Raw genomic sequence first — 19,341 nt, forward strand, 5'->3', positions numbered from 1 at the left:
ACGATACTGGGGGGCTCCGCGGTTGGGGGCGTTTTTCGTGCATGGAGGTGGCGCGGCGTGGGGGGACACGGAGCGGTTCCCCCCCCCCCCGCGGTGGTTGGGCCCCCCCCCCCCCCCCCACGTCGTCGGGGCCGTCGGCATCTCGTCGGCCGGGCTCGGTCCGGGCCGTCGCGGCAGAGGCAGCCGCGTCCGTGGACCGGGTGGCGGACGAGACCGTCCACCGACCCGAGGCCGAAGCACAGCAAGGCGGGAAGGACCCATCCGCTTCTCGCGGATCCTGATTGCGCGGTGCGCGGCACGAGGACCGTTGCTCCGCGTCTTCGCCGGGTCCTTCCCGTCACCTCCAGCACACCACGCCAATCACGCGCCCACCAGGGCCGATCGGCCCCGATCACCCGAGCAGAGCGACATCATGACCACCGCGGCCACCACCGCTCGGCTTCCGGGGTGGTTTCGGCACGGTCACCGGCAGCAGGTTCCCGGTCCGGGGCGTTGCCGGCCTGCCGACGGGCGCCGGTCACCGTACCGCCGTCGGCTGCTGAGCGGCGGGAGGCGGCGGGGCGCGGCGCCGGCCGTCGCGTACCCGTCGAGCCGCCGTGGATCCGCACCGGCTCCACGCCGCACCCGTTCCACGCCGCACCCGTTCCACGCCGCACCTGTTCCACGCCGTACCCGCTCCGCGTCGCAGCGCCCGCCGTCAGCCGTGCGTGAGTTCCCCGGCGATTCCAGCAGCCCAGCGGTCGATGGTGTCCCAGTCGCGGAAGTCGCCGAACCGGCCGCCCATCAGCCGGAACACCACTCGCCCGGCCAGGGGCAGTTGGGCGGGGCGGACGACACCCGAGAACAGCCGGTGACCGCGGTAGGGCACTTCCCTCGGCAGAGCCCGCACGATGAGTGGCTCCTCCTGCGGCCCCATGCGCTTCCACGGACCGCGCAGGGCGGCCGGCATCCCGACGCTGAAGATCCACACCGGCCGCGTGGCCAGCACGTCCAGGTTGGCGCGCAGGAACGCCTTGGCCGGTTCCAGCCACGCCTGCCCGTGCACGGCGCTGCCGAGCACGAACGCCCCGTAGGCGTCCGCGTCGTCCACGACCGCCAGGTCCCGCGCCTCGGCCTTCAGCCCCGCCCGGCCCAACCGCCGGGCCAGGTGCGCGGCGATCTCGCGCGTCGAGCCGTGAGCGGTGGCGTATCCCACCAGAACATCCATGGCGACCTCCCGTCCGGCCTGCGTCCTCCGCTCTCCGTCCTCCGTCCTCCGGTCTCCGTCCTTCGGCCCCCGGCCGCTGCCGCGTCAGGCGACGACGACCGGCCGCGGTGCTGGTGCCGGAGCCGGAGCCGGCTCGAGCGGGTGCCCGGACCGGACGGGGACCGGCGCGGGCACCGTCACCACCGGGACCGTGGAGTACCGCAGGCACTCGCGGCCCACCGCGCCCGCGGCGGGACGCTCCCACTGGCCGTGGGCCTCGTGCCCCAGGGCGAGCAGCCGCGCGCCGCGCGCCTGCTGCAGCAGTACCCGCGCGGGCGGCCCCTGTACCAGGACGGCCCGTACGGCCGGGCCGACGCGCGGGCCGAACACCTCGCGCACGCACGAGGCGAGGAGCTGGGCGGCCCGGTCGCGCTGTTCGGCCGCCGTGGGGCAGGCGGACGCCGGAGCGTAAGGCGCGTACCGCTCCGCGGCCGGCTCCCAGGCGTGCACGGCGACGACCTCGGTGTGCGGGGAACGGGCCTGTTCCCCGGCCCAGCGCAGGGCGGCCAGGGACCCCTCCGACCCGTCGACACCGACCACGATGACGTCGGCGATGGCGCTTTCGGTCATGACTGCCTCCAAGAGTGGCCTGGACTTCCAGGCTGCCCGGGGCGCGGCGGCGCGGGATCCGGGCCGACCGGCACTCGCGCGCGCCGGTCGGCCCCTTCTCGGTCCCTCGGGCGAAGGACGCGGATCACGGCCGGTGGTGGCGGTGGTCCCGGTGCTCGTCGTAGTCACCCAGGTAGTGACGCTCCTCGATGACCGTCCCGTGCTCGCCGGGACGCCGGACCATGCCCGGGGTCGCGAGGAACATCAGCAGGCCGAGCACACCGACCACCATCAGCACGAAGCCGACGACGAACGAGCTGTAGCCGAACACCAGGCAGGCGCCGAACACCGCCACACCGACCAGGACGAGAGGTAACATGACCGCCTTCTTTCGTGCTTCTTCCCTGCTTCATCCGCGCCGGTGCGTGTCACAGCCTGCGCAGATGGGGATCGTTGCCGCGGCGCGGCACGAGCCGTACGCGGACCTCGACGGCCAGGACGCCGTCCGCCCCGGCCAGCAGCGGATCGAGGTCCGCCTCCGCCAGTTGCGGCAGGTCGCAGGCCATCCTGGAAAGCCTGTGCAGGAGGTGCCCGAGCGCCTCCACGTCGGGCGCCGGGCCGCCGTCGCCCCCGAACAGCGCGGGCGCGCACCGCGCCGACGTGATCAGTTCGCGCGCGTCCCGTTCGGTGAGCGGGGCGAGCCGTCCCTCCCGGTCGCCGGGGAGCCCGGCCGGCGTGCCGCCGGGCCCGAGCAGCACCAGCGGCCCGAACACGTCGTCCTGCACCACCCGGGCCGACAGTTCGGTGCCGTGTCCGGCGAGCGGCCGGACCACCACGCCGGTCAGCCGGTCGCCGAAGCGGGCCACCAACTCCCGGTGGACGGCCCGCAGCCGGGAGGTGTCGCGCAGGTCGAGACCGACGGCCCGGTCCGCACCGAGGTGTGCCGGCCCCGGCCCGTACGCCGTCATCACGAACCGGCCGTCGGCGCCCGTCAGCCGTTCGGCGGCGGCGATCGCCTCGTCCTCGTCACGGGCCCAGGCCCAGGGGATCTGCGGAACCCCGTAGCAGCCGAGCAGCGCGGCGGTCGTCCGCGGGTCCAGCAGCCCGCCCTCCGGATTCTCTTCCAGGAACGCGTCGACGATCGTCCGCGCCCGCCCGGTCTCCACGTCCGGCAGCGCCGGTACCGGACTGGCCGGCTGGGCGAGCCAGGCGGCCCGCCGCACCGCGTGGGCCAGGGCGCGGGCCGCGTCCTGGGCGTCGGAGTACGCGGGCACGCCGCCCCCGCCGCAGGTGGGCAGCAGCTCCACCCGGGCCGCCTGGGCGGGCAGCACCGCGACCACCGGGCGGGGGCGGGCCCCCGGGGCGGTCACCGCGCGCACCAGGTCGTCGCCGGTCGCCGCGGCGACCGCGGTGGGCACCAGACCGACCAGGACGGCGTCGACCGCGGCGTGGCCGGCCAGCAGGTCGACACAGTCACGCAACTGCTTCTCGCCGACGGACGCGGTCGCGTCCACGGGGTTCCGGGCGTCGGCGCCCTCGGGCAGCAGCCGGAGGAGTTCGCCGGCCACGGCGGCCGGTAGCTCGGGCACGGTCAGCCCGGCGTCCGTACAGGCGTCCGCGGCCAGGACGCCGGCGCCGCGCGCGTTGCCCACGATGGCGACCCGCGGCCCCCGGGGCAGCGGCTGCGCGTGCAGCAGGGCGGCGGCGTCCAGCAGTTCGCCGAGGGAACGGGCGGCGGTGACGCCGGCCTGGGTGAACAGCGCCTGCCGGGTCACGGTGCGGGCGGCCGCCGCGGCGGTGTGCGCTGCGGCGGCGCGGCGTCCGGCCTCCGAACGGCCGGCGTCCACCGTCAGCAGCGGCATCCGGCGGGCCACCCGGCGGGCGGTACGGGAGAAGGCGCGCGGGTTGCCGAAGGACTCCAGGTGCAGCAGCGCCAGGCCGGTCCGCCCGTCGTCCTCCCACCACTGGAGCATGTCGTTGCCGCTGACGTCGTACTTGTCGCCGAGCGAGATGAACGTGGACACGCCGATACCGAGCCGGGTCAGCCCGTCGAGCAGCGCGATGCCGACCCCGCCGGACTGCACGGCCACCCCGGCCGGGCCGGGGCCGGGCGCGTGGGTGGCGAAGGTGGCGTCCAGCCGGACCCCGTCCTCGGTGTTGGCCAGGCCCAGGGCGTGCGGGCCGGCCATCCGCATGCCGTGACGGCGGCAGGCGTCCAGCAGGGCGCCGGTCTGCCCGGCGTCCAGGTGCGAGGAGACGACGAGCAGGGCACGCACGCCCGCCTCGCCGCACTCCCGCGCCACGGTGGGCACGTCCGGCGCGGGCACGGCGACGACGGCGAGGTCCGGCACTTCGGGAAGCCGGTCCACGGCCGGCCGGGCGGGCACCCCGCACAGCAGTGTGGCCCGCGGGTCGACGGCGTACAGGCGCCCGGCGAAGGACCGGGTCCGGATGTCGCGCAGGATGGCGCGCCCCACCGACCCGGGGCCGCCGCCCGCGCCGATCACCACGACGCTGCGGGGCCGCAGCAGCGGCCGCAGGCTGACGGTGTCGGCCAGCCGGCCGCGGGCGTCCACGGCGCGCAGGTAGTCCTCGGTCTCGGCGAGGTCGATCGTGCAGCGCACCCGGGGGCCGTCGGCCCTCCGGGTGTCGCGCAGGCCGAGGTCCCGCACCAGGGCGAGCGGTCCGTGGTCGTCACACAGCGAGTCCGCGGTGAAGGCGGTGACGCCGTCGGCGCGGGCGGCGTCCGCGAGGTGCTCCACGAGCAGCGTGCCGACGCCGCGGTGCCGCCAGTCGTCGTCCACGGCCAGGAACAGCTCCGCCGCCGTGCCCTCGCGCGGCTCCCCGCAGGCGGCCACCCCGAGGAGGCGGCCGGCATGCTCGGCGACCAGGGCCCGACGGCCGGGGAACCACGGCGGCTCGCCGGCCGGCGCCTGTCCGCACAGCCGCAGCACGCCACCGCGGTCGGCGGGGCCCGCCGGCCTGATGCGAACGATGGTCCCGTCCGTGAGCAGCGCGTGCACGGGGGCTTGCTGGACCTCGGCCATGGCGCACCTTCTCCCCGGCTCGTCCTCAGTCTCCGGTCCACGCCCGCGGGCACCCCAGGGGCTGAACGGGCAGCCGCCTGGGCCGAACGTCCCCCTGCGGCGGCCCCTGGGCGATGCGACAGTGACCGTGGGGGCCCGCGGCCGGGACCCCGCGACGTCCGGCGAAAGGCGGTGGACACCATGGAGGCGGCGCTGGTCGTAGGTGTCGACGGATCGGAGGCGAGCCTGGAGGCGCTCGACTGGGCGGTGCGCGAAGCGGCCCGGCACGCCCTGCCGCTGCGCCTGGTGTACGCCTCCCTGTGGGAGCGCTACGAGCCCGCCGTGCCGTCCGCCGTCGCGCGGGACTCGTTCGAGCAGGTGACGGTGGAGAACACCGTCGCGTCCGCGGTGCAGCGCGCCCGCCGCGGCGACCCGGGGGTGAAGATCCACGCCGACGTGGTCGCCGACGACCCGGCGGCCGCGCTGCTGCGGGCCGGACGGGACGCCTTCGCGGTGGTGACCGGCTCACGGGGCCGGGGGGAGCTGGCCGGCCTGCTGCTCGGCTCGGTCGGCCTGACCGTCGCCGCACGCGCCAGCTGCCCGGTGATCGTGGTCCGCGGCGACCAGGCCGGCATCCACGGCACCCACCAGCGGATCCTGCTCGGCGCCGACGACCCGGCCCGGGCCGGGGAGGCGGCCGGCTTCGCCTTCCGCGAGGCGCTGGCACGCGACTGCACCCTGGACGTCGTACGCGCCTGGCGCCGCCCCGCGCCCGGCACCGCCGACCGCCGCCCGCCGGCCGGGGAAGCCGCGTACGACCACGAGCAGCACGCCTCCGCGCTCCTCGACGACCTGCTGAGCCGGCCCGCGGCGGAAGGACTCGGGCCGAGGCTGCGCCGGCACACGGTGGAAGGACCGGCCCGGAGGGTACTCGTGAACCGCTCGGCCGCCGCGGACCTCGTGGTCATCGGCGCGCGGCGCCGGCACGGCCACCACGGCCTGCAGTTGGGGACGGTGGCGCACACGCTGCTGCACCACGCGGCCTGCCCGGTGGCCGTGGTGCCGCAACGGGCGTGACCGGGCGGCCGGTCCGCGCCCGGCACCGCAGTACGCACCGTCAGGCAAGGCGAGGAGAGGACGGGTCGAGTGACGGACGGCATCTGGGAGTACGAGGGCTACGACCCCATGGACGAACAGCTCCGGGAGTCCCTGTGCACCCTCGGCAACGGCTACTTCGCCACCCGCGGGACCCTCCCGGAATGCACCGCCGACGAGGTGCACTATCCGGGCACCTACATCGCCGGCTGCTACAACCGGCTCACCTCCGAGGTGGCCGGACGCCGGGTCGAGAACGAGGACATGGTCAACGTGCCGAACTGGCTGCCGCTGCGCTTCCGCGTCGACGGCGGGCAGTGGCTCACCCCCGACACGGCAAAGGTCCTCGACCACCGGCAGTTGCTGCACCTGACGTCCGGCCTGCTGGAGCGGTGGACCCGCTACGGTCTGGGCGAGGGCAGGGTGCTGGTGGTGCGTCAGCAGCGGCTGGCGCACATGGCCGACCCGCACCTCGGCGCGCTGCGCACCGAGTTCACGGCCGAGGGCTTCTCCGGCGAACTCCAGGTCGAGGCGGCCCTGGACGCCAACGTCACCAACAGCGGAGTGGCCCGCTACCGCGACCTCGACGGCCGCCACCTGATCCACGTGCATACCGGCAACGCCACCACCGACACGGTCTGGCTGCGCTGCCGCACCCGCACCTCCGACATCCGCATCGGCATCGCCGCGCGGCTGACCGCCGACGCACCCGCCACCGTCCGGCACGAGGGGCGGCGGGCCGTCCAGGAGGTCCGCCTGCACCTGGCGGAGGGGCGGCCCGTCGTCATCGACAAGACCGTCGCGCTGCACACCTCCCGCGACCCCGCGATCAGCGACCCGCTGTACGCGGCGACCCACCGGGTCGGCCGGGCCCCCGGGTTCGACGCCCTGGTCGAGGACCACCTCACGGCCTGGGACCAGCTGTGGCGCCGGGCCGACCTCGACGTGCCCGGCGAGTCGGGCCGCGTCCTGCGCCTGCACCTGTTCCACGTGCTGCAGACGCTCTCGCCGCACACCGCCGAACTCGATGTCGGCGTGCCCGCCCGGGGACTGCACGGCGAGGCGTACCGGGGCCACGTCTTCTGGGACGAGCTGTTCGTCCTGCCGTATCTCAACCTGCACTTCCCCGAGGTGTCCCGCTCGCTGTTGCGCTACCGCCACCGGCGCCTCGAACAGGCCTGCACCGCCGCCCGGGACGCGGGCCGCCGGGGCGCGATGTTCCCGTGGCAGAGCGGCAGCGACGGCCGGGAGGAGACCCAGCAACTGCACCTCAACCCCCGCTCGGGACGCTGGCTGCCCGACCACTCGCGGTTGCAGCACCACGTCGGCTCCGCGATCGCGTACAACGTCTGGCAGTACTGCGAGGCCAGCGGCGACGCCGAGTTCCTGCACACCAAGGGCGCCGAGATGCTGCTGCAGGTCGCCCGCTTCTGGGCCGACGCGGCCGTCTACGACGAGGGGCTGCGGCGCCACCGCATCAGGGGTGTCGTCGGCCCCGACGAGTACCACGAGGCCTACCCGGACGCGACCCGGCCCGGCCTCGACGACAACGCGTACACCAACGTCACGGCCGCCTGGGTGCTCAGCCGCGCCCTGGAGCTGGTGGAAGCCCTGCCCGAGCCGCGCCGCCGCGAACTCGTCGAGCGCACCGGACTGGACGGCAGCGAACTGGAGCAGTGGGAGGACGTCTCCCGCACCCTCCACGTGCCCTTCCACGAGGGCGTCATCAGCCAGTTCGAGGGCTACGGCAACCTCACCGAACTCGACTGGGAGGGCTACCGCGAGAGTTACGGCGACATCCGCCGCCTGGACCGGATCCTGGAGGCGGAGGGCGACAGCGTCAACCGCTACCAGGCGTCCAAACAGGCCGACGTGCTGATGCTCGGCTACCTGTTCTCCCCGGCCGAACTGCGCGGCCTGTTCCACCGGCTGGGGCTGCGGCTCGACGAGGACACCTGGATCCGCACGGTCGACTACTACCTGAGCCGCACCAGCCACGGCTCCACCCTCAGCGGTCTGGTGCACGGCTGGGTGCTGGCCCGGTGCCGGCGGTCGGAGGCGTGGAAGTTCTGCCAGGAGGCCCTGCAGGGCGACATCGCCGACGTGCAGGGCGGCACCACGGGCGAGGGCATCCACCTGGGCGCCATGGCCGGCACCCTCGACCTCGTCCAGCGCGGCCTGACCGGCCTCGAGACCAGGAGCGGAGCGCTGTGGCTGGACCCGGTGCCGCTGCCGGAGCTGTCGTCGTACGGGTTCGCCATGCGCTACCAGGGCCACTGGGGCGTGGGGCTGCGGCTGCAGCGCGGGCAGATGGAGATCATCGTGCCGTCCTCCGAGGAGTCCCCGATCGACGTGCGGCTGCCGGACCGCGCGGTGCGGCTGGAACCGGGGGAGACCAGCCGCCTGACACTCCTCGGCTGACCGCCGGCCGACCGGCCGGTCGGGCCGGGACGACGGCGAGAGCGCCGCGCGGTCAGGCCGGGACCACGGCCAGCGGGCCGCGCGGTCAGGCCGAGACCACGGCCGGCGGGCAGGCGGTGTGGCGGGCGACGGCGTACGCGACCGGGCCGAGCCCGCCCCGGCCGTCGCGCCCCACGACCAGCAGGTCCGCGTGGTGCGAGGTCCGGATCAGCGCCTGCGCCGGATCGAACAGGACGACGTCCTCGAAGACCCGGACGGCCGGGTACTTCGCCCGCCAGGGCCGCAGTGCCCGAGTCAGCAGCCGCAGTTCCCGCTCCGCCCGCGCGGCGCGGCGCGCCGCCGCCGTCGCGCGCTCCGTGGGCCCGGGCGCACGCAGCGGAGGCGGCCCGGCGTACAGCGCGTTCAGGCGCACCCCGTGCAGCCGCGCGGTGTCGAACGCGAAGTCGATCGCGCCGTCCGCGGGATCGTCGGCGTCCACGGCCGCCAGGATCTTGTACGGATGGCCGTCCGGGGGCCGCGGGGCCGGCCCGGCCGGGACCAGCACGACCGGGCACCGCGCGGCGCCGGCGACGACCCGGGCCGTCGAGCCCGGCGTCAGCCCGGTGCGCCTGCCCTCGCCGCGCAGGCCGAGCACCGTCATCGCCGCGTCCGCACCCCGTTCCAGCAGGACGGCGCCGGGCTCGCCGGTCAGCCGTACGCTCTCCACCGCCACCGTCAGGCACCGGGCGGCGGCGAGAGCGGCAGCCACGGCCTCCGGGTGCGGCGCGTCCGGCCCGGCGGGCGGCCCCACGTGCACCACACACAGCGGCAGGCCGCGCAGTACGGCTCCCCGCGCGGCCCACTCCACGGCCGGGCGGCTGCGCGCCGACCGGTCCACCCCGACGACGATCACCTGCTTCATGGCGTCGGCCTCCAGCCCGGCGTTCCGTCCCCCTCCATGCCGGCGTGGCTCGGGCGACGCCGCCGAGGATGGGCCGGATGGTCCCGTGCCGAGTGCCGGCGGCCCCTACCCGCCCGCCGACGGGCCGGGGAGGCTGGCCATCAGGGGCGGTACGCACGCCGAAAGAGGCGGGCTCCGCCGCGCGTGGCACCGCACGAACGGGAGGTGGCGGCCGTGATGTACTGGAACCGGCACGGCATGTCGGGCTGGACCTGGTCCGCCGGGTCGGTCGGCATGGTCCTGATGTGGGCCCTGCTCATCGTCGTCGCGGTGGTCGTCTACCGCGCGGTGAGCCGGACTCCCAAGCCCCCGCACCCGCCCGCGAAGACATCGCCCGAGCAACTGCTCGCCGAACGGTTCGCCCGCGGGGAGATCGACGAGGAGGAGTACCGGCGCCGGCTGAGCGTGCTGCGCGCGGACGGCCCCACCCTCAGCAAACACTGACCCGCGACACCGGCCGCCCCGGCCTCCTGCGAGGGGAGGTGCGCCATGTCGGCGCAACCCATTGACACGACCACCATCACGGACCTGGTGGCAGCCGCGACGGCCGCCCCCTCGATGCACAACGCGCAACCGTGGCGCTTCCGGTACGTCGCCGCCACGCGCACCTTCGAACTGCGCCCCGACCTCGGCCGCGCCATGACGCACACCGACCCCGACAACCGCGCGCTGTGCCTCGGCTGCGCGGCCGCCCTGTTCAACCTGCGCGTCGCCGCGGCCCACGCCGGCTGGGACGTGGACACCCGGCTGCTGCCCAGCCCGGCCGACCCCGACCTCTACGCCACCGTGCGCCTCACCGGCACCGGCGGCCCGGACCGCGAGCTGGCCCGGCTGTTCCCGGCGATCGGCCGGCGCCACACCAGCCGGCACCCCTTCACGGAGCAGCCGATCCCCAGGGAGGTTGCGGACGCGCTGTGCGACGCCGCCCGGAAGGAGGGCGCGCAGCTGGCCTTCCCCGACGTCTGGCACGTGGAGGCGCTGCTCGACCACGTCCGTGACGTCGAGGGCCGCGACAGCGTACGGCCCGAGCGGTTCGAGGACATCCAGCACTGGACCCGCATCGGGCCGCAGGAGGCCGAAGCGGCCGTCGACGGGATCCCGGACTACGCCTTCGGCCCGAGGAAGTCGGACGGACGGGCCCCGGTACGGGACTTCGCCGGCCGCCGCCCCGTCCCCGGCCGGACGGCTGCGGTCTTCGAGGCCGTGCCCCAGTTGGCCCTGCTCGGCACCACCAACGACCGCAGGGCCGACTGGCTGCGCGCCGGCCAGGCGATGGAGCGGGTGCTGCTGCTCGCCACGCTGCACGGACTGGCCACGTCCCTCAGCTCCCACTCCCTGGAACAGCGCGACCTGCGTGAGCTGGCCCGGGACCCCGTCTCCGCGATGGGCTTCGTCCAGATGGTCCTGCGCCTGGGCTACGGCCCCACAGGCGTGGCGAGCCCCCGCCGCCCAGTCCCCGAGGTACTCGACATCGAGTGACGCCCCTCCCGCCCCGGCCACCCGCCCCCGCCCTCGTCGCCGGCGCCCCGGCACCGGGGGCGGGTGCCCGTGCCCTGGGCACCGGGGGCGGGAAACTTCGTACCGACGGCAGCGTGGCCGCGGCCAGCCGGCCGACGGTGCCTACTGAATCGCCCCGAGCCGGTCGGTGACACCCGCGCGCGTTCCCAGGGCCTTGGCCTGCCGCCGACACGGCAGACCCCCGTCCGCTCGGCCTGACGGCCGGTTGTTGCCGACGGGGTGAGTGCGGATCCGGTGTGTCGGGTGGTGGGCCGGGGGTGGTCAGTCCGGGGTGTCCAGGGACTGCGCGGCCAGCTCCTTGATGCGGGCCTTCTTCGCCCGTAGCCGCTCGCCCTCGAGGCGCCAGCGGCGGCGGGCCAGCGGGTGCCGTCGGGACGGTTCGCGGCGCTGCCAGTCCCGCAGCGCGATCACGGCGCACGCGTCCTCCACGACCAGCACCATCACCGTCGGCAGCACGAGCGCGGCCTCCACGCCCACGGTGCGTTCGGCGCACGGCAGATGCAGCAGGGTCGCGGGGCGCCGGTCCGACCGGCGGGAGGGAAGCGCGTTCATGGGAACCACCTCCGGAGGTCCTGCCGGCGGTCCACGGCCGGCGACGGACAGGGCATGTCGCCATCCTGCGGGTCCCGGAGCCGGTGCGGCATGGGCCGACCGGCCCCCCGTACGGCCCACCGGGCCCTCGACCCGTCCCGTGGCGGCCGGGCCCGACTCGACCGACAGACGTGCGGTGGATGCGGTGCGCGGCATCCCTCCAGGTCAGCGCGGCGCGGGTGGCGCGTCGAGGAGCCGGTCGCGGCCGGAGTCGCACCGGACGTCGATGCGGGCGTCGGTGCCGGCGTCGTAGACGTCCGGCCAACCGGCCCGCGGCGGACGTCGAGCTGCCGCGGTGGGCCGGAGGCGCCGGCACCGTCACTCCGGGGATGGTCAGCGGGCGAGGGAGAAGTAGTTCTCCTCCTCCTGGGTGAAATGGAGGCGCAGGACCGTGTGCAGGCCGTAGAGGCTGGCCCGCAGGTCGTCGAGCTGTTCGGGGGCGAGCGTGCCGTCCGGTCCGGCCAGCGCGAGGTGGGTCGCGATGCGCCGCGAGAGGCGTTCGATCTCGGCGTGGGCGCGGCTCATCGTGGCCGTCGCCTCGGGACCGCCGAGCGCGGGCGCCAGCGCCGGATACAGCTCGTGCTCCTCGGCGTACTCGTGCGGCAGCAGCCGTTCGGTCAGCAGCCGGTGCACCTCGGCCACCGGCACCAGGGACCGTGGACCGGCGCCGTCGGCGAGGTGGTCGGCGGCGTCCCGCACCGCCTCGAGGACGTCCTGCAGGTCGTCGTGCTCGGCCGCGAACCGGTGGATGAGGGCCTCCGCGGCGGGCTGCAGCTGCGGCCGTTCGGCCTGGTCGTCGCGGAGCGCGCGCAGGGCGTTGAGGATGACCGCGACGTCGATGCCCTCCTGCAGCAGCGCGCCGACGGCGGGCGGCAGCAGCCCGAAGGCGGCCGCGGCCATGGCGGCCAGCGACAGCAGCATGCCGCCCAGCGCGCTCTGCACGGCGATCCGCCGGGACCGTACGGCGATGGCGACCGCGTCGGCGAGGCGGTCCACGCGGTCCGTCGTCAGCACGATGTCGGCGGCCTCGGAGGAGGCGGTGGAACCGCGGGCGCCCATCGCCACGCCGATGTCCGCGGCGGCCAGCGCTGGCGCGTCGTTCACGCCGTCGCCGACCATCACGGTCACCGCGGACTCCCGTTCGGCCCGCACCGCGGCGACCTTGCCGGCCGGGGTGAGCCCGGCCCGCACGTCGTCGAGGCCGAGCACGGCGCCGACCTCACGGGCGGGTTCGGCGCGGTCGCCGGTGAGCATCACCAGCCGTTCGAGCCCGGCCGCGCGCAGCCTGCGCAGGGTCCGCGGCGCGTCCGGCCGCACCGGGTCGCGCAGCAGGACGGCGCCGACCGGGTGCTTGTCGACGCTCAGCCAGGCCACGGCCGCCCCGTCCAGCAGCGCCCGGTTGTCCGCCGCCCGCGCCCAGTCCGGCCGTTCGGCGTGCTCGTCGAGTTGGCCCACGGCCATCCGGCGTCCCGCCACGACGCCGGTGACCCCGGTGCCGGGCTCCTCGGTCATGTCCGAGGGCACCGACAGGTGCAGCCCCCGCGCACGGGCCGCGCCGACGATGGCCTCCGCGAGGACGTGCGGGGAGTACTGGTCGAGCGAGGCGGCCAGCCGCAGCACCTGGGCCGGCTGCCACCCGGGCGCCGCCACCACGTCCAGCACCCGCGGGCGCCCGCCGGTGAGCGTGCCGGTCTTGTCCAGCAGCAGGGTCCGGGCCCGGCCGAGGTTCTCCAGCGCCCCGCCGTCGCGGATCACCACGCCGAGGCGGGACGCGCGGGACAGGCCGGAGACGACGGCCACCGGCGCCGCCAGCAACAGCGGACACGGCGTGGCGACCACCAGCACCGCCACCGCCCGCACCGCCGACCCCGACACCAGCCAGGCCAGCGCCGCGACCGCCACCGACAGCGGCAGGAACCAGGCCGCGTAGCGGTCGGCCAGCCGGACCAACGGAGCGGACTCGGCGCCGGCCTGCTGTGCCAGCCGCACGATCTCCGCGTACGTGCTGTCCCGCTCGGTCGCCGTGGCCCGCAGCTCGAAGGCGCCGCCCGCGTTGACCGCGCCGCTGCGCACCGTCTCGCCCTCGGGGCGCCGCACGGTCAGGGACTCGCCGGTCAGCACGGACTCGTCGAGGACGGCCGGATCGCCGACGACCCGGCCGTCCACGGGGACCACCTCGCCTGGGCCGACGACCAGCAGGTCGCCGACCTCCACCTCGGCCACCGGCACCGTGCGCACCTCGCTGCCGGTGCGCCGCCGCGCGTTGCGGGGCGCGTGCTCCAGCAGGGCGCGCAGGTCACGGGAGGCCCGCCGCTGGGCGGCCGCCTCGAGGGTGCGTCCGGTGGCGAGCATCAGCGCGATCAGCGCACCGGCCAGGTACTCGCCGACGGCCAGCGTGCCCCCGAGCGCCAGCACCGCGATGACGTCCACGCCCGCGCGCCCGTGCCGCAGCGCGTCCACCACCCACACCACCGCGGGCACCACGGCCGCCACGGTCCCCACGGCCCAGGACAGGTCGGCGAGGTCCGGCATGCCGAGGAGCCGGAGCAGACCGCCGGCCACCAGCGCCGCCGCCGTGACGGCCAGCAGGAGCGGTTCCAGCCCCGGAGGCCGGAGCGAGACCAGCGTGCGGCGTAGCGGTGTCCCCGGCATCATGTGCTCCTTCATCTTTCCCCGGGCCGTCAGTCGTGCGGGACGACGGCGACCGGGCACGGCTCGTGGTGCAGGGCGGCGTGCGCGACCGGCCCGAGCTTCCAGGCGAGGTGGGACGGGTGCCGGCGGCGCCCGACCACGGTGAGCCGGCTGTGCTCGGAGGCCGACAGCAGCACCTGGGCCGCGGAGCCCTGCGCCATGTGCTCCAGCACGCGGATGTCCGGGAACTTCTCCCGCCACGGGGCGAGCACCGCCGTGAGCCGGGCGTGTTCCTCCGTCTCGTGCAGCACGGCGGCCCCGTGCGGGTGAGGCAGCGGGGACTCGGGCGGCAGTGCGTGCACCGCCCGCACCGCGCACCGGTGGGTCTGGGCGGCGCCGAACGCGAACTCCAGCAGCGCGTCGGAGGCGGGGCCGTACTCCTGCACCCCCACCACGATCTCGTCCCGCTCGCTCGCCGCGGGGTGCTCCCACCCCTCCTCGACGGCCGGGTCACCGGCCCGGACGGTCACGATCGGGCACTGTGCGAGGGCGAGGACGTGCAGGCTGATGGAGCCGAGCAGGAAGCTCGTGACCGAGCCGAGCCCGCGGGAGCCGAGCACCAGCATGGCGGCGTTCTCACTGAGCTCCAGGAGCGCCTTCGCGGCCGGGTCCGAGACCAGTTCGGTGGTCACCGACAGGTCGGGGTAACGGTGCAGCAGCTCCGTCTCGGTGCGCTGCAGCACCTGCCCGCCGTACCGCTGCTTGCTCAGGGCCTCCTGGGCGATGGGCACGTCGAGCGGCTGGGTGGTCCAGGAGTGCAGCAGCAGGACGGGCAGCCCCCGGTCCACCGCCTCGCGCGCGGCCCACCAGGCGGCCGTCACGCTCGCCGGCGAACCGTCGAGCCCTGCGACGACGGGACGACTGGTCATGGCGCACCTCCCACTCGGACAGCCGGGGCAGCGCTGCCGCGCGTGATTCCCCGATTTCAGGGTCGTACCAGGGGCATCCGCCCGGGAGGGCCGGTCGGTGTGCTCTTCGGGCCCGTACGGCCCACTGCGGCGCGGCGGCGCGGGACGGAGGGTGGGACGCGTAGGAGTGAGCCGGGGGCCGCCCGGCCGACGACGCCGGGCCCCGGGCACTGCCGCACGCCGTGCGACGGCCTCCGGGACCCACCACGAGGGAGGCCTGCGATGACCGGTCCGGCTGCGGCGGGGACGGACGGTTCGCCGTCATGACCGTGAACGAGCCGGCGACGGCCGAGCCCGTCCGGCCCCCCTTCCCGGGGGTGTCCTCCGCCGGGCTGCCCGGCGCCTGCCGGTTGACGCCCCGGCAGGTCGCGGCACGCCTCGGCGTCGACCCGGCCGACGGACTCGGCTCCCGCGAGGCCGCCGGCCGGGCCGCCGCCTGCGGGCCCAACCGGCTGGCCGAACCGGCCCGGCGGCCCGAGTGGCTGAAGTTCCTGGACCAGTTCCGCAACTGGCTCATCGGCGTCCTGCTGATCGCGGCCGTGGTCGCCGGAGCGGTCGGCGAGGTCAAGGACGCCGTGGTGATCACCGTCGTGCTGCAGATCAACGCCGTGCTCGGCTATCTGCAGGAACGGCGCGCCGAACGCAGCCTGGAGGCGCTGCACCGGATGCTGGTGCCCACCGCCCGGGTCCGCCGCGACGGCCGGGAGCGGCTGGTGGACGCGGCGGACCTGGTCCCCGGCGACGTGGTGGTGCTGGAGGCCGGTGACCGGGTGCCGGCCGACGGACGGCTGGTCGTCGCGGAGTCCGTGGAAGCGGCCGAGGCGGCCCTGACGGGGGAGTCGCAGCCCGTCGCCAAGAACCTGGCGGTGGTCGGAGAGGGGACGGACGCCCCGGTGCAGCTCGCCGAGCGCACCGGTGAGCTGTTCATGAACACCTCGCTGACCAGGGGCCGCGCCGAGATGATCGTCACGGCCACCGGCATGCGCACCGAACTCGGCGCCATCGCCGAGTCGCTGCGCACCAGCACCGAACCGCCCACGCCGCTGCAGGTCCAGCTGGACAGCCTCGGCCGGCGGCTGGCGCTGCTCAGCGGCGTCGCGGTCGTCGCCTACGCCGTCATCTCGCTGCTGCGCGGCGAGTCGCCGGGGGACATCGCGCTGCGGGCCGTCGCGCTGGCCGTCGCCGCGATCCCCGAGGGACTGCCCGCCGTCCTCGCCCTGACCCTCGCGCTGGGGGTGTACCGCATGGCGCGCCGCGGCGCCGTGGTCAAGCGCCTCGCCTCGGTGGAGTCCCTCGGCTCGGCGACGGTCGTGTGCAGCGACAAGACCGGCACCCTGACGCTCAACGAGATGACCGTGCGCACCCTGTGGACCCGCGGCCGCTTCTACGACGTCACGGGCGAGGGCTACGACACCGCGGGCGCCCTCCGCCCGCACGGCGGCGACGGCGGTGAGCGCGACCGTGACCGTGACCGCGACGCCGGCTCGGGTGCCGGCTCCGGTGCCGAAGCGCTGCGGGCGGCGGTGATGCCGTTCGCCCTGTGCAACGACGCCCGCCTGGCCGACGGCGGACCCGTCGGGGACCCCACCGAGGCCGCGCTGGCGGTGCTGGCGGTGAAGGCGGGGGTGGACGTCGACGGGCTGCGCGCGCGCCGGCCGCGCACCGGCGAGGTGCCCTTCGACGCGGCCGCCAAGTACATGGCCACCTTCCATGCCGAACCCGCCGAACCCGGCGGACCTGGTGGACGCACCCTGGTCCAGGTCAAGGGCGCCGTGGACGTGCTGCTGCCGCTGTGCGACAGCGTCCTCACCGACGACGGCGTACGCGACCTCGACGACCGGCGCAGGAGCGAGATCCTCGCGGCCGCCGCGGGGTTGGGCGGCCGGGGCCTGCGGGTCCTCGGGGCGGCCGGCGCCGTGCTGGACGGCGCACCCGCGGCGCGGGGCGGCGGCGGGCTGGGCGGGCTGACGCTGACGGCGGTCGCCGGTATCGCCGACCCGCCCCGGCCGCAGGCGCGGGACGCGCTGGCGCTGTGCCGCACGGCGGGCGTCGCCGTCAAGATGATCACCGGGGACCACGCCGACACCGCGGCGGCCGTCGCCCGCGAACTGGGTCTCGGCGGCGAGGTGGTGACGGGCGCGGACCTGGACCGGATGACCGACGGCGAACTGGCCGCGCGCATCGAGGACATCGGCGTGTTCGCCCGGGTCGCCCCGGAGCACAAGGTCGCCATCGTGCGGGCACTGTCCAGCCGGGGCCACATCGTCGCCATGACCGGTGACGGCGTCAACGACGCGGCGGCGCTGCGGGCCGCCCACATCGGGGTGGCCATGGGCCGCACCGGCACCGACGTGGCCAAGGAAGCCGCCGACATGGTCCTCACCGACGACGACTTCTCCACGATCGTGCGGGCCGTGCGCGAGGGACGCGCCATCTACGCCAACATCGTCAAGTTCGTGCGCTTCCAGCTGGCCACCAACATCGGCGCCATCCTGACGCTGCTGGGGGCCTCCCTGGCCGGGCTGCCCGCGCCGCTGACGACGGCCCAGCTGCTGTGGGTCAACATCATCATGGACGGACCGCCCGCGATGGCGCTGGCCGTGGACCCCGCCCGCGACGACGTGATGCGGCACCCGCCGCGCGATCCGGCGGAGCGCATCCTGGACGCCCGCCGGCTCCGCGCCATCGGCCGGGCCGGAGCCGTCATGGCCCTCGGGACGATCGTCCTGCTCGCCGCGGCCCGCTCCGCCTACGGCACGGACACCGCGCTGACCATGGCGTTCACCACGTTCGTCCTCTTCCAGCCGTTCAACTCGCTCAACGCCCGCGCGGACGACGGGCCCGTGCTGGGCCGCCACCAGCTGCGCAACCGGACCCTGTGGCTGTGCCTGGCCGGCATCGTCGCCGTGCAGGTGGCGGCCGTCCACGTGCCGTGGATGCGCGACCTGTTCGGGACCGTGCCGCTCGGGGCGGCGCAGTGGGCCCTGTGTCTGCTGACCGCCTCCACCGTGCTGGCCGTCGAACTGCTCGTGCGCGCCGTGGGCCCGCGCCAGGCACGGCGCCCGGCCGCCGGCTGAGGGCCGGTCGGTGGGGCGCCCGGGACCGTACGGCCCAACGCGGAAGGCGGCACCGCGGTCCGAGGCTGGAGGCGGCAGGCGCGACCCGCCGCGGCCGGGCCGCCGGACGAGGGCCCGGCCGCGCGGACGCTGCCGCCCGCGGTACCCGGCCGCCGTGACCGGGCCCGCACGGAGAAGGGATGAGTTGCCATGCGTGAACCGGTCCTGGTGGGGGTGGACGGCACTCCGTCGAGCCTGGCCGCCGTCGAAGCGGCGGCGTGGGAGGCCGACCGGCGCGGGGTGGGACTGCAGCTGGCGTACGCCGTCGCATGGCCCTCGGACCCCGGGCCGGCGGGCGTGCCGCCGTGGGACCCGGACGGCGCCGGGCCGGACGGGACGCTGAGCCTGGCCGAGGAGCGGGCCCGCCGGGTCGCCCCCGGCCTGCCGATCACGAGCGAGGTCCTGGTGGGCGAGGCCGCGACGGTGCTGGAGAGCGAGTCGCGTCACGCGACGCTCACCGTGGTGGGCGGTGCGCACCCGGGGCGGTTCGGCGGGCCGGCGCGCGACTCGGTCGCCGGACGGCTGACCGCGCACGGCTCCTGTCCGGTGCTCGTGGTCCGCGGAACGCCGCAGCCCGGCGGCCCCGTCGTGCTGGTCGACGACGCCTCGACGGCCGGCCGGGCGGTGGCCGCCTTCGCCTTCGCCGAGGCCGCCGAGCGGGGTGTCGACCTGGTGGTCCTGAACGTGGACGGCCGGCTGCCCCACGTGCCGTTCGGGCCGGTGGACGGCACGAAGTCCGCCCACCGCGCCGCGACCCTGTCCGTGCTGTGCCAGCGGCACCCGGACGTCACCGTGCGCCTGCGGCGGAGCAGGGGCCGGACCGGCGCCGCCGTCGAGAAGACGACCGCCGGCGCCCAGCTCGTCGTGGTCGGCGCGCGCAGCCGCGGCCGGGTCGCGGAGGCGGTGCGGGGCTCGGCGGGACGCGCGGTGCTGCGGCACGCGCGGTGCCCCGTCGCCGTGGTCCCCGCCCCGACCGGCGCCGTGGTCCCCACCGCGGACCGCGAGGGCGCGGAAGTCGCCGTGGTCCGCACCCCGAACGGCGCCGCCCCGAACGGTGCCGCCGCCCCGAAGGGTGTCGTGGTCCCCACCGCGGACCGCGAGGGCTGACGGCCGCACGGTGCGAGCGGGGGGGGTCCCGGGGGGGGGACCCCGGGACCCCCCCCCCCCCCCTTCCGGGGAGACCCCGTTCTGTCCCGCACCCCCCGCGCGCGAGGAGGGGGTCCACTTCTTCTACGAGCGA

General features: G+C 76.1%; 14 protein-coding genes. 6 read left to right on the top strand and 8 right to left on the bottom strand.

Annotated features, from left to right (window positions below; translation table 11 throughout):
* Positions 1-697: 697 nt before the first annotated feature.
* From ACZ5GT_RS39635 to ACZ5GT_RS39650, 4 genes are all read right to left on the bottom strand, one after another.
* Complete coding sequence (locus ACZ5GT_RS39635; protein WP_469036481.1) at positions 698-1,207, bottom strand: flavodoxin domain-containing protein; 510 nt, start codon at positions 1,205-1,207, stop codon at positions 698-700.
* 84 nt (positions 1,208-1,291) lie between these two features.
* Complete coding sequence (locus ACZ5GT_RS39640) at positions 1,292-1,816, bottom strand: universal stress protein (protein ID WP_469036485.1); 525 nt, start codon at positions 1,814-1,816, stop codon at positions 1,292-1,294.
* A 124-nt stretch (positions 1,817-1,940) separates the two neighbouring features.
* Positions 1,941-2,174 (bottom strand): hypothetical protein, encoded by a 234-nt coding sequence (locus tag ACZ5GT_RS39645; protein WP_324787738.1) that lies wholly within the window; start codon positions 2,172-2,174, stop codon positions 1,941-1,943.
* A 49-nt stretch (positions 2,175-2,223) separates the two neighbouring features.
* Positions 2,224-4,842, bottom strand: coding sequence for a bifunctional acetate--CoA ligase family protein/GNAT family N-acetyltransferase (locus ACZ5GT_RS39650; protein WP_469036489.1), 2,619 nt, complete (start codon positions 4,840-4,842; stop codon positions 2,224-2,226).
* A 180-nt stretch (positions 4,843-5,022) separates the two neighbouring features.
* Between ACZ5GT_RS39650 and ACZ5GT_RS39655 the strand changes: the two genes are divergently transcribed.
* Both ACZ5GT_RS39655 and ACZ5GT_RS39660 read left to right on the top strand, forming a co-directional pair.
* Positions 5,023-5,898 (top strand): universal stress protein, encoded by an 876-nt coding sequence (locus ACZ5GT_RS39655; protein WP_469036513.1) that lies wholly within the window; start codon positions 5,023-5,025, stop codon positions 5,896-5,898.
* Between the two features lie 69 nt (positions 5,899-5,967).
* Entirely contained in the window at positions 5,968-8,337 is a 2,370-nt protein-coding gene (locus ACZ5GT_RS39660; RefSeq protein ID WP_469036492.1) for a glycoside hydrolase family 65 protein, read from the top strand.
* An 85-nt stretch (positions 8,338-8,422) separates the two neighbouring features.
* Here the strand turns inward: ACZ5GT_RS39660 and ACZ5GT_RS39665 are convergent, their stop codons facing one another.
* Positions 8,423-9,238, bottom strand: coding sequence for a universal stress protein (locus ACZ5GT_RS39665; protein ID WP_469036496.1), 816 nt, complete (start codon positions 9,236-9,238; stop codon positions 8,423-8,425).
* Between the two features lie 183 nt (positions 9,239-9,421).
* On the opposite strand from ACZ5GT_RS39665, the gene ACZ5GT_RS39670 reads away from it, so the two are divergent.
* On the top strand, positions 9,422-9,721 hold the full coding sequence (locus tag ACZ5GT_RS39670; RefSeq protein ID WP_469036499.1) for an SHOCT domain-containing protein: 300 nt from the start codon (positions 9,422-9,424) through the stop codon (positions 9,719-9,721).
* A gap of 45 nt (positions 9,722-9,766) precedes the next feature.
* On the top strand, positions 9,767-10,756 hold the full coding sequence (locus ACZ5GT_RS39675; RefSeq protein ID WP_469036502.1) for an Acg family FMN-binding oxidoreductase: 990 nt from the start codon (positions 9,767-9,769) through the stop codon (positions 10,754-10,756).
* A 300-nt stretch (positions 10,757-11,056) separates the two neighbouring features.
* Here the strand turns inward: ACZ5GT_RS39675 and ACZ5GT_RS39680 are convergent, their stop codons facing one another.
* The 3 genes from ACZ5GT_RS39680 to ACZ5GT_RS39690 form a co-directional block, all read right to left on the bottom strand.
* On the bottom strand, positions 11,057-11,347 hold the full coding sequence (locus ACZ5GT_RS39680; RefSeq protein ID WP_469036505.1) for a hypothetical protein: 291 nt from the start codon (positions 11,345-11,347) through the stop codon (positions 11,057-11,059).
* A gap of 372 nt (positions 11,348-11,719) precedes the next feature.
* Positions 11,720-14,041: a heavy metal translocating P-type ATPase gene (locus tag ACZ5GT_RS39685; protein ID WP_469036515.1), complete on the bottom strand. Its 2,322-nt coding sequence runs from the start codon at positions 14,039-14,041 to the stop codon at positions 11,720-11,722.
* 26 nt (positions 14,042-14,067) lie between these two features.
* Positions 14,068-14,946, bottom strand: coding sequence for a universal stress protein (locus ACZ5GT_RS39690; protein ID WP_469036508.1), 879 nt, complete (start codon positions 14,944-14,946; stop codon positions 14,068-14,070).
* A 302-nt stretch (positions 14,947-15,248) separates the two neighbouring features.
* On the opposite strand from ACZ5GT_RS39690, the gene ACZ5GT_RS39695 reads away from it, so the two are divergent.
* Positions 15,249-18,062: a cation-translocating P-type ATPase gene (locus tag ACZ5GT_RS39695; protein WP_469036510.1), complete on the top strand. Its 2,814-nt coding sequence runs from the start codon at positions 15,249-15,251 to the stop codon at positions 18,060-18,062.
* 189 nt (positions 18,063-18,251) lie between these two features.
* On the top strand, positions 18,252-19,208 hold the full coding sequence (locus ACZ5GT_RS39700; protein ID WP_469036511.1) for a universal stress protein: 957 nt from the start codon (positions 18,252-18,254) through the stop codon (positions 19,206-19,208).
* The last annotated feature ends 133 nt before the right edge of the window (positions 19,209-19,341 follow it).

It is taken from the genome of Streptomyces sp. NPDC031340, from assembly GCF_055569945.1.

Coding starts and splice junctions, on each gene's coding strand:
- ACZ5GT_RS39675 (WP_469036502.1), top strand. CDS start 9,767: ATGTCGGCGCAACCCATTGACACGACCACCATCACGGACCTGGTGGCA.
- ACZ5GT_RS39645 (WP_324787738.1), bottom strand. CDS start 2,174: ATGTTACCTCTCGTCCTGGTCGGTGTGGCGGTGTTCGGCGCCTGCCTG.
- ACZ5GT_RS39665 (WP_469036496.1), bottom strand. CDS start 9,238: ATGAAGCAGGTGATCGTCGTCGGGGTGGACCGGTCGGCGCGCAGCCGC.
- ACZ5GT_RS39690 (WP_469036508.1), bottom strand. CDS start 14,946: ATGACCAGTCGTCCCGTCGTCGCAGGGCTCGACGGTTCGCCGGCGAGC.
- ACZ5GT_RS39635 (WP_469036481.1), bottom strand. CDS start 1,207: ATGGATGTTCTGGTGGGATACGCCACCGCTCACGGCTCGACGCGCGAG.
- ACZ5GT_RS39685 (WP_469036515.1), bottom strand. CDS start 14,041: ATGATGCCGGGGACACCGCTACGCCGCACGCTGGTCTCGCTCCGGCCT.
- ACZ5GT_RS39655 (WP_469036513.1), top strand. CDS start 5,023: ATGGAGGCGGCGCTGGTCGTAGGTGTCGACGGATCGGAGGCGAGCCTG.
- ACZ5GT_RS39650 (WP_469036489.1), bottom strand. CDS start 4,842: ATGGCCGAGGTCCAGCAAGCCCCCGTGCACGCGCTGCTCACGGACGGG.
- ACZ5GT_RS39680 (WP_469036505.1), bottom strand. CDS start 11,347: ATGAACGCGCTTCCCTCCCGCCGGTCGGACCGGCGCCCCGCGACCCTG.
- ACZ5GT_RS39640 (WP_469036485.1), bottom strand. CDS start 1,816: ATGACCGAAAGCGCCATCGCCGACGTCATCGTGGTCGGTGTCGACGGG.
- ACZ5GT_RS39700 (WP_469036511.1), top strand. CDS start 18,252: ATGCGTGAACCGGTCCTGGTGGGGGTGGACGGCACTCCGTCGAGCCTG.
- ACZ5GT_RS39695 (WP_469036510.1), top strand. CDS start 15,249: ATGACCGTGAACGAGCCGGCGACGGCCGAGCCCGTCCGGCCCCCCTTC.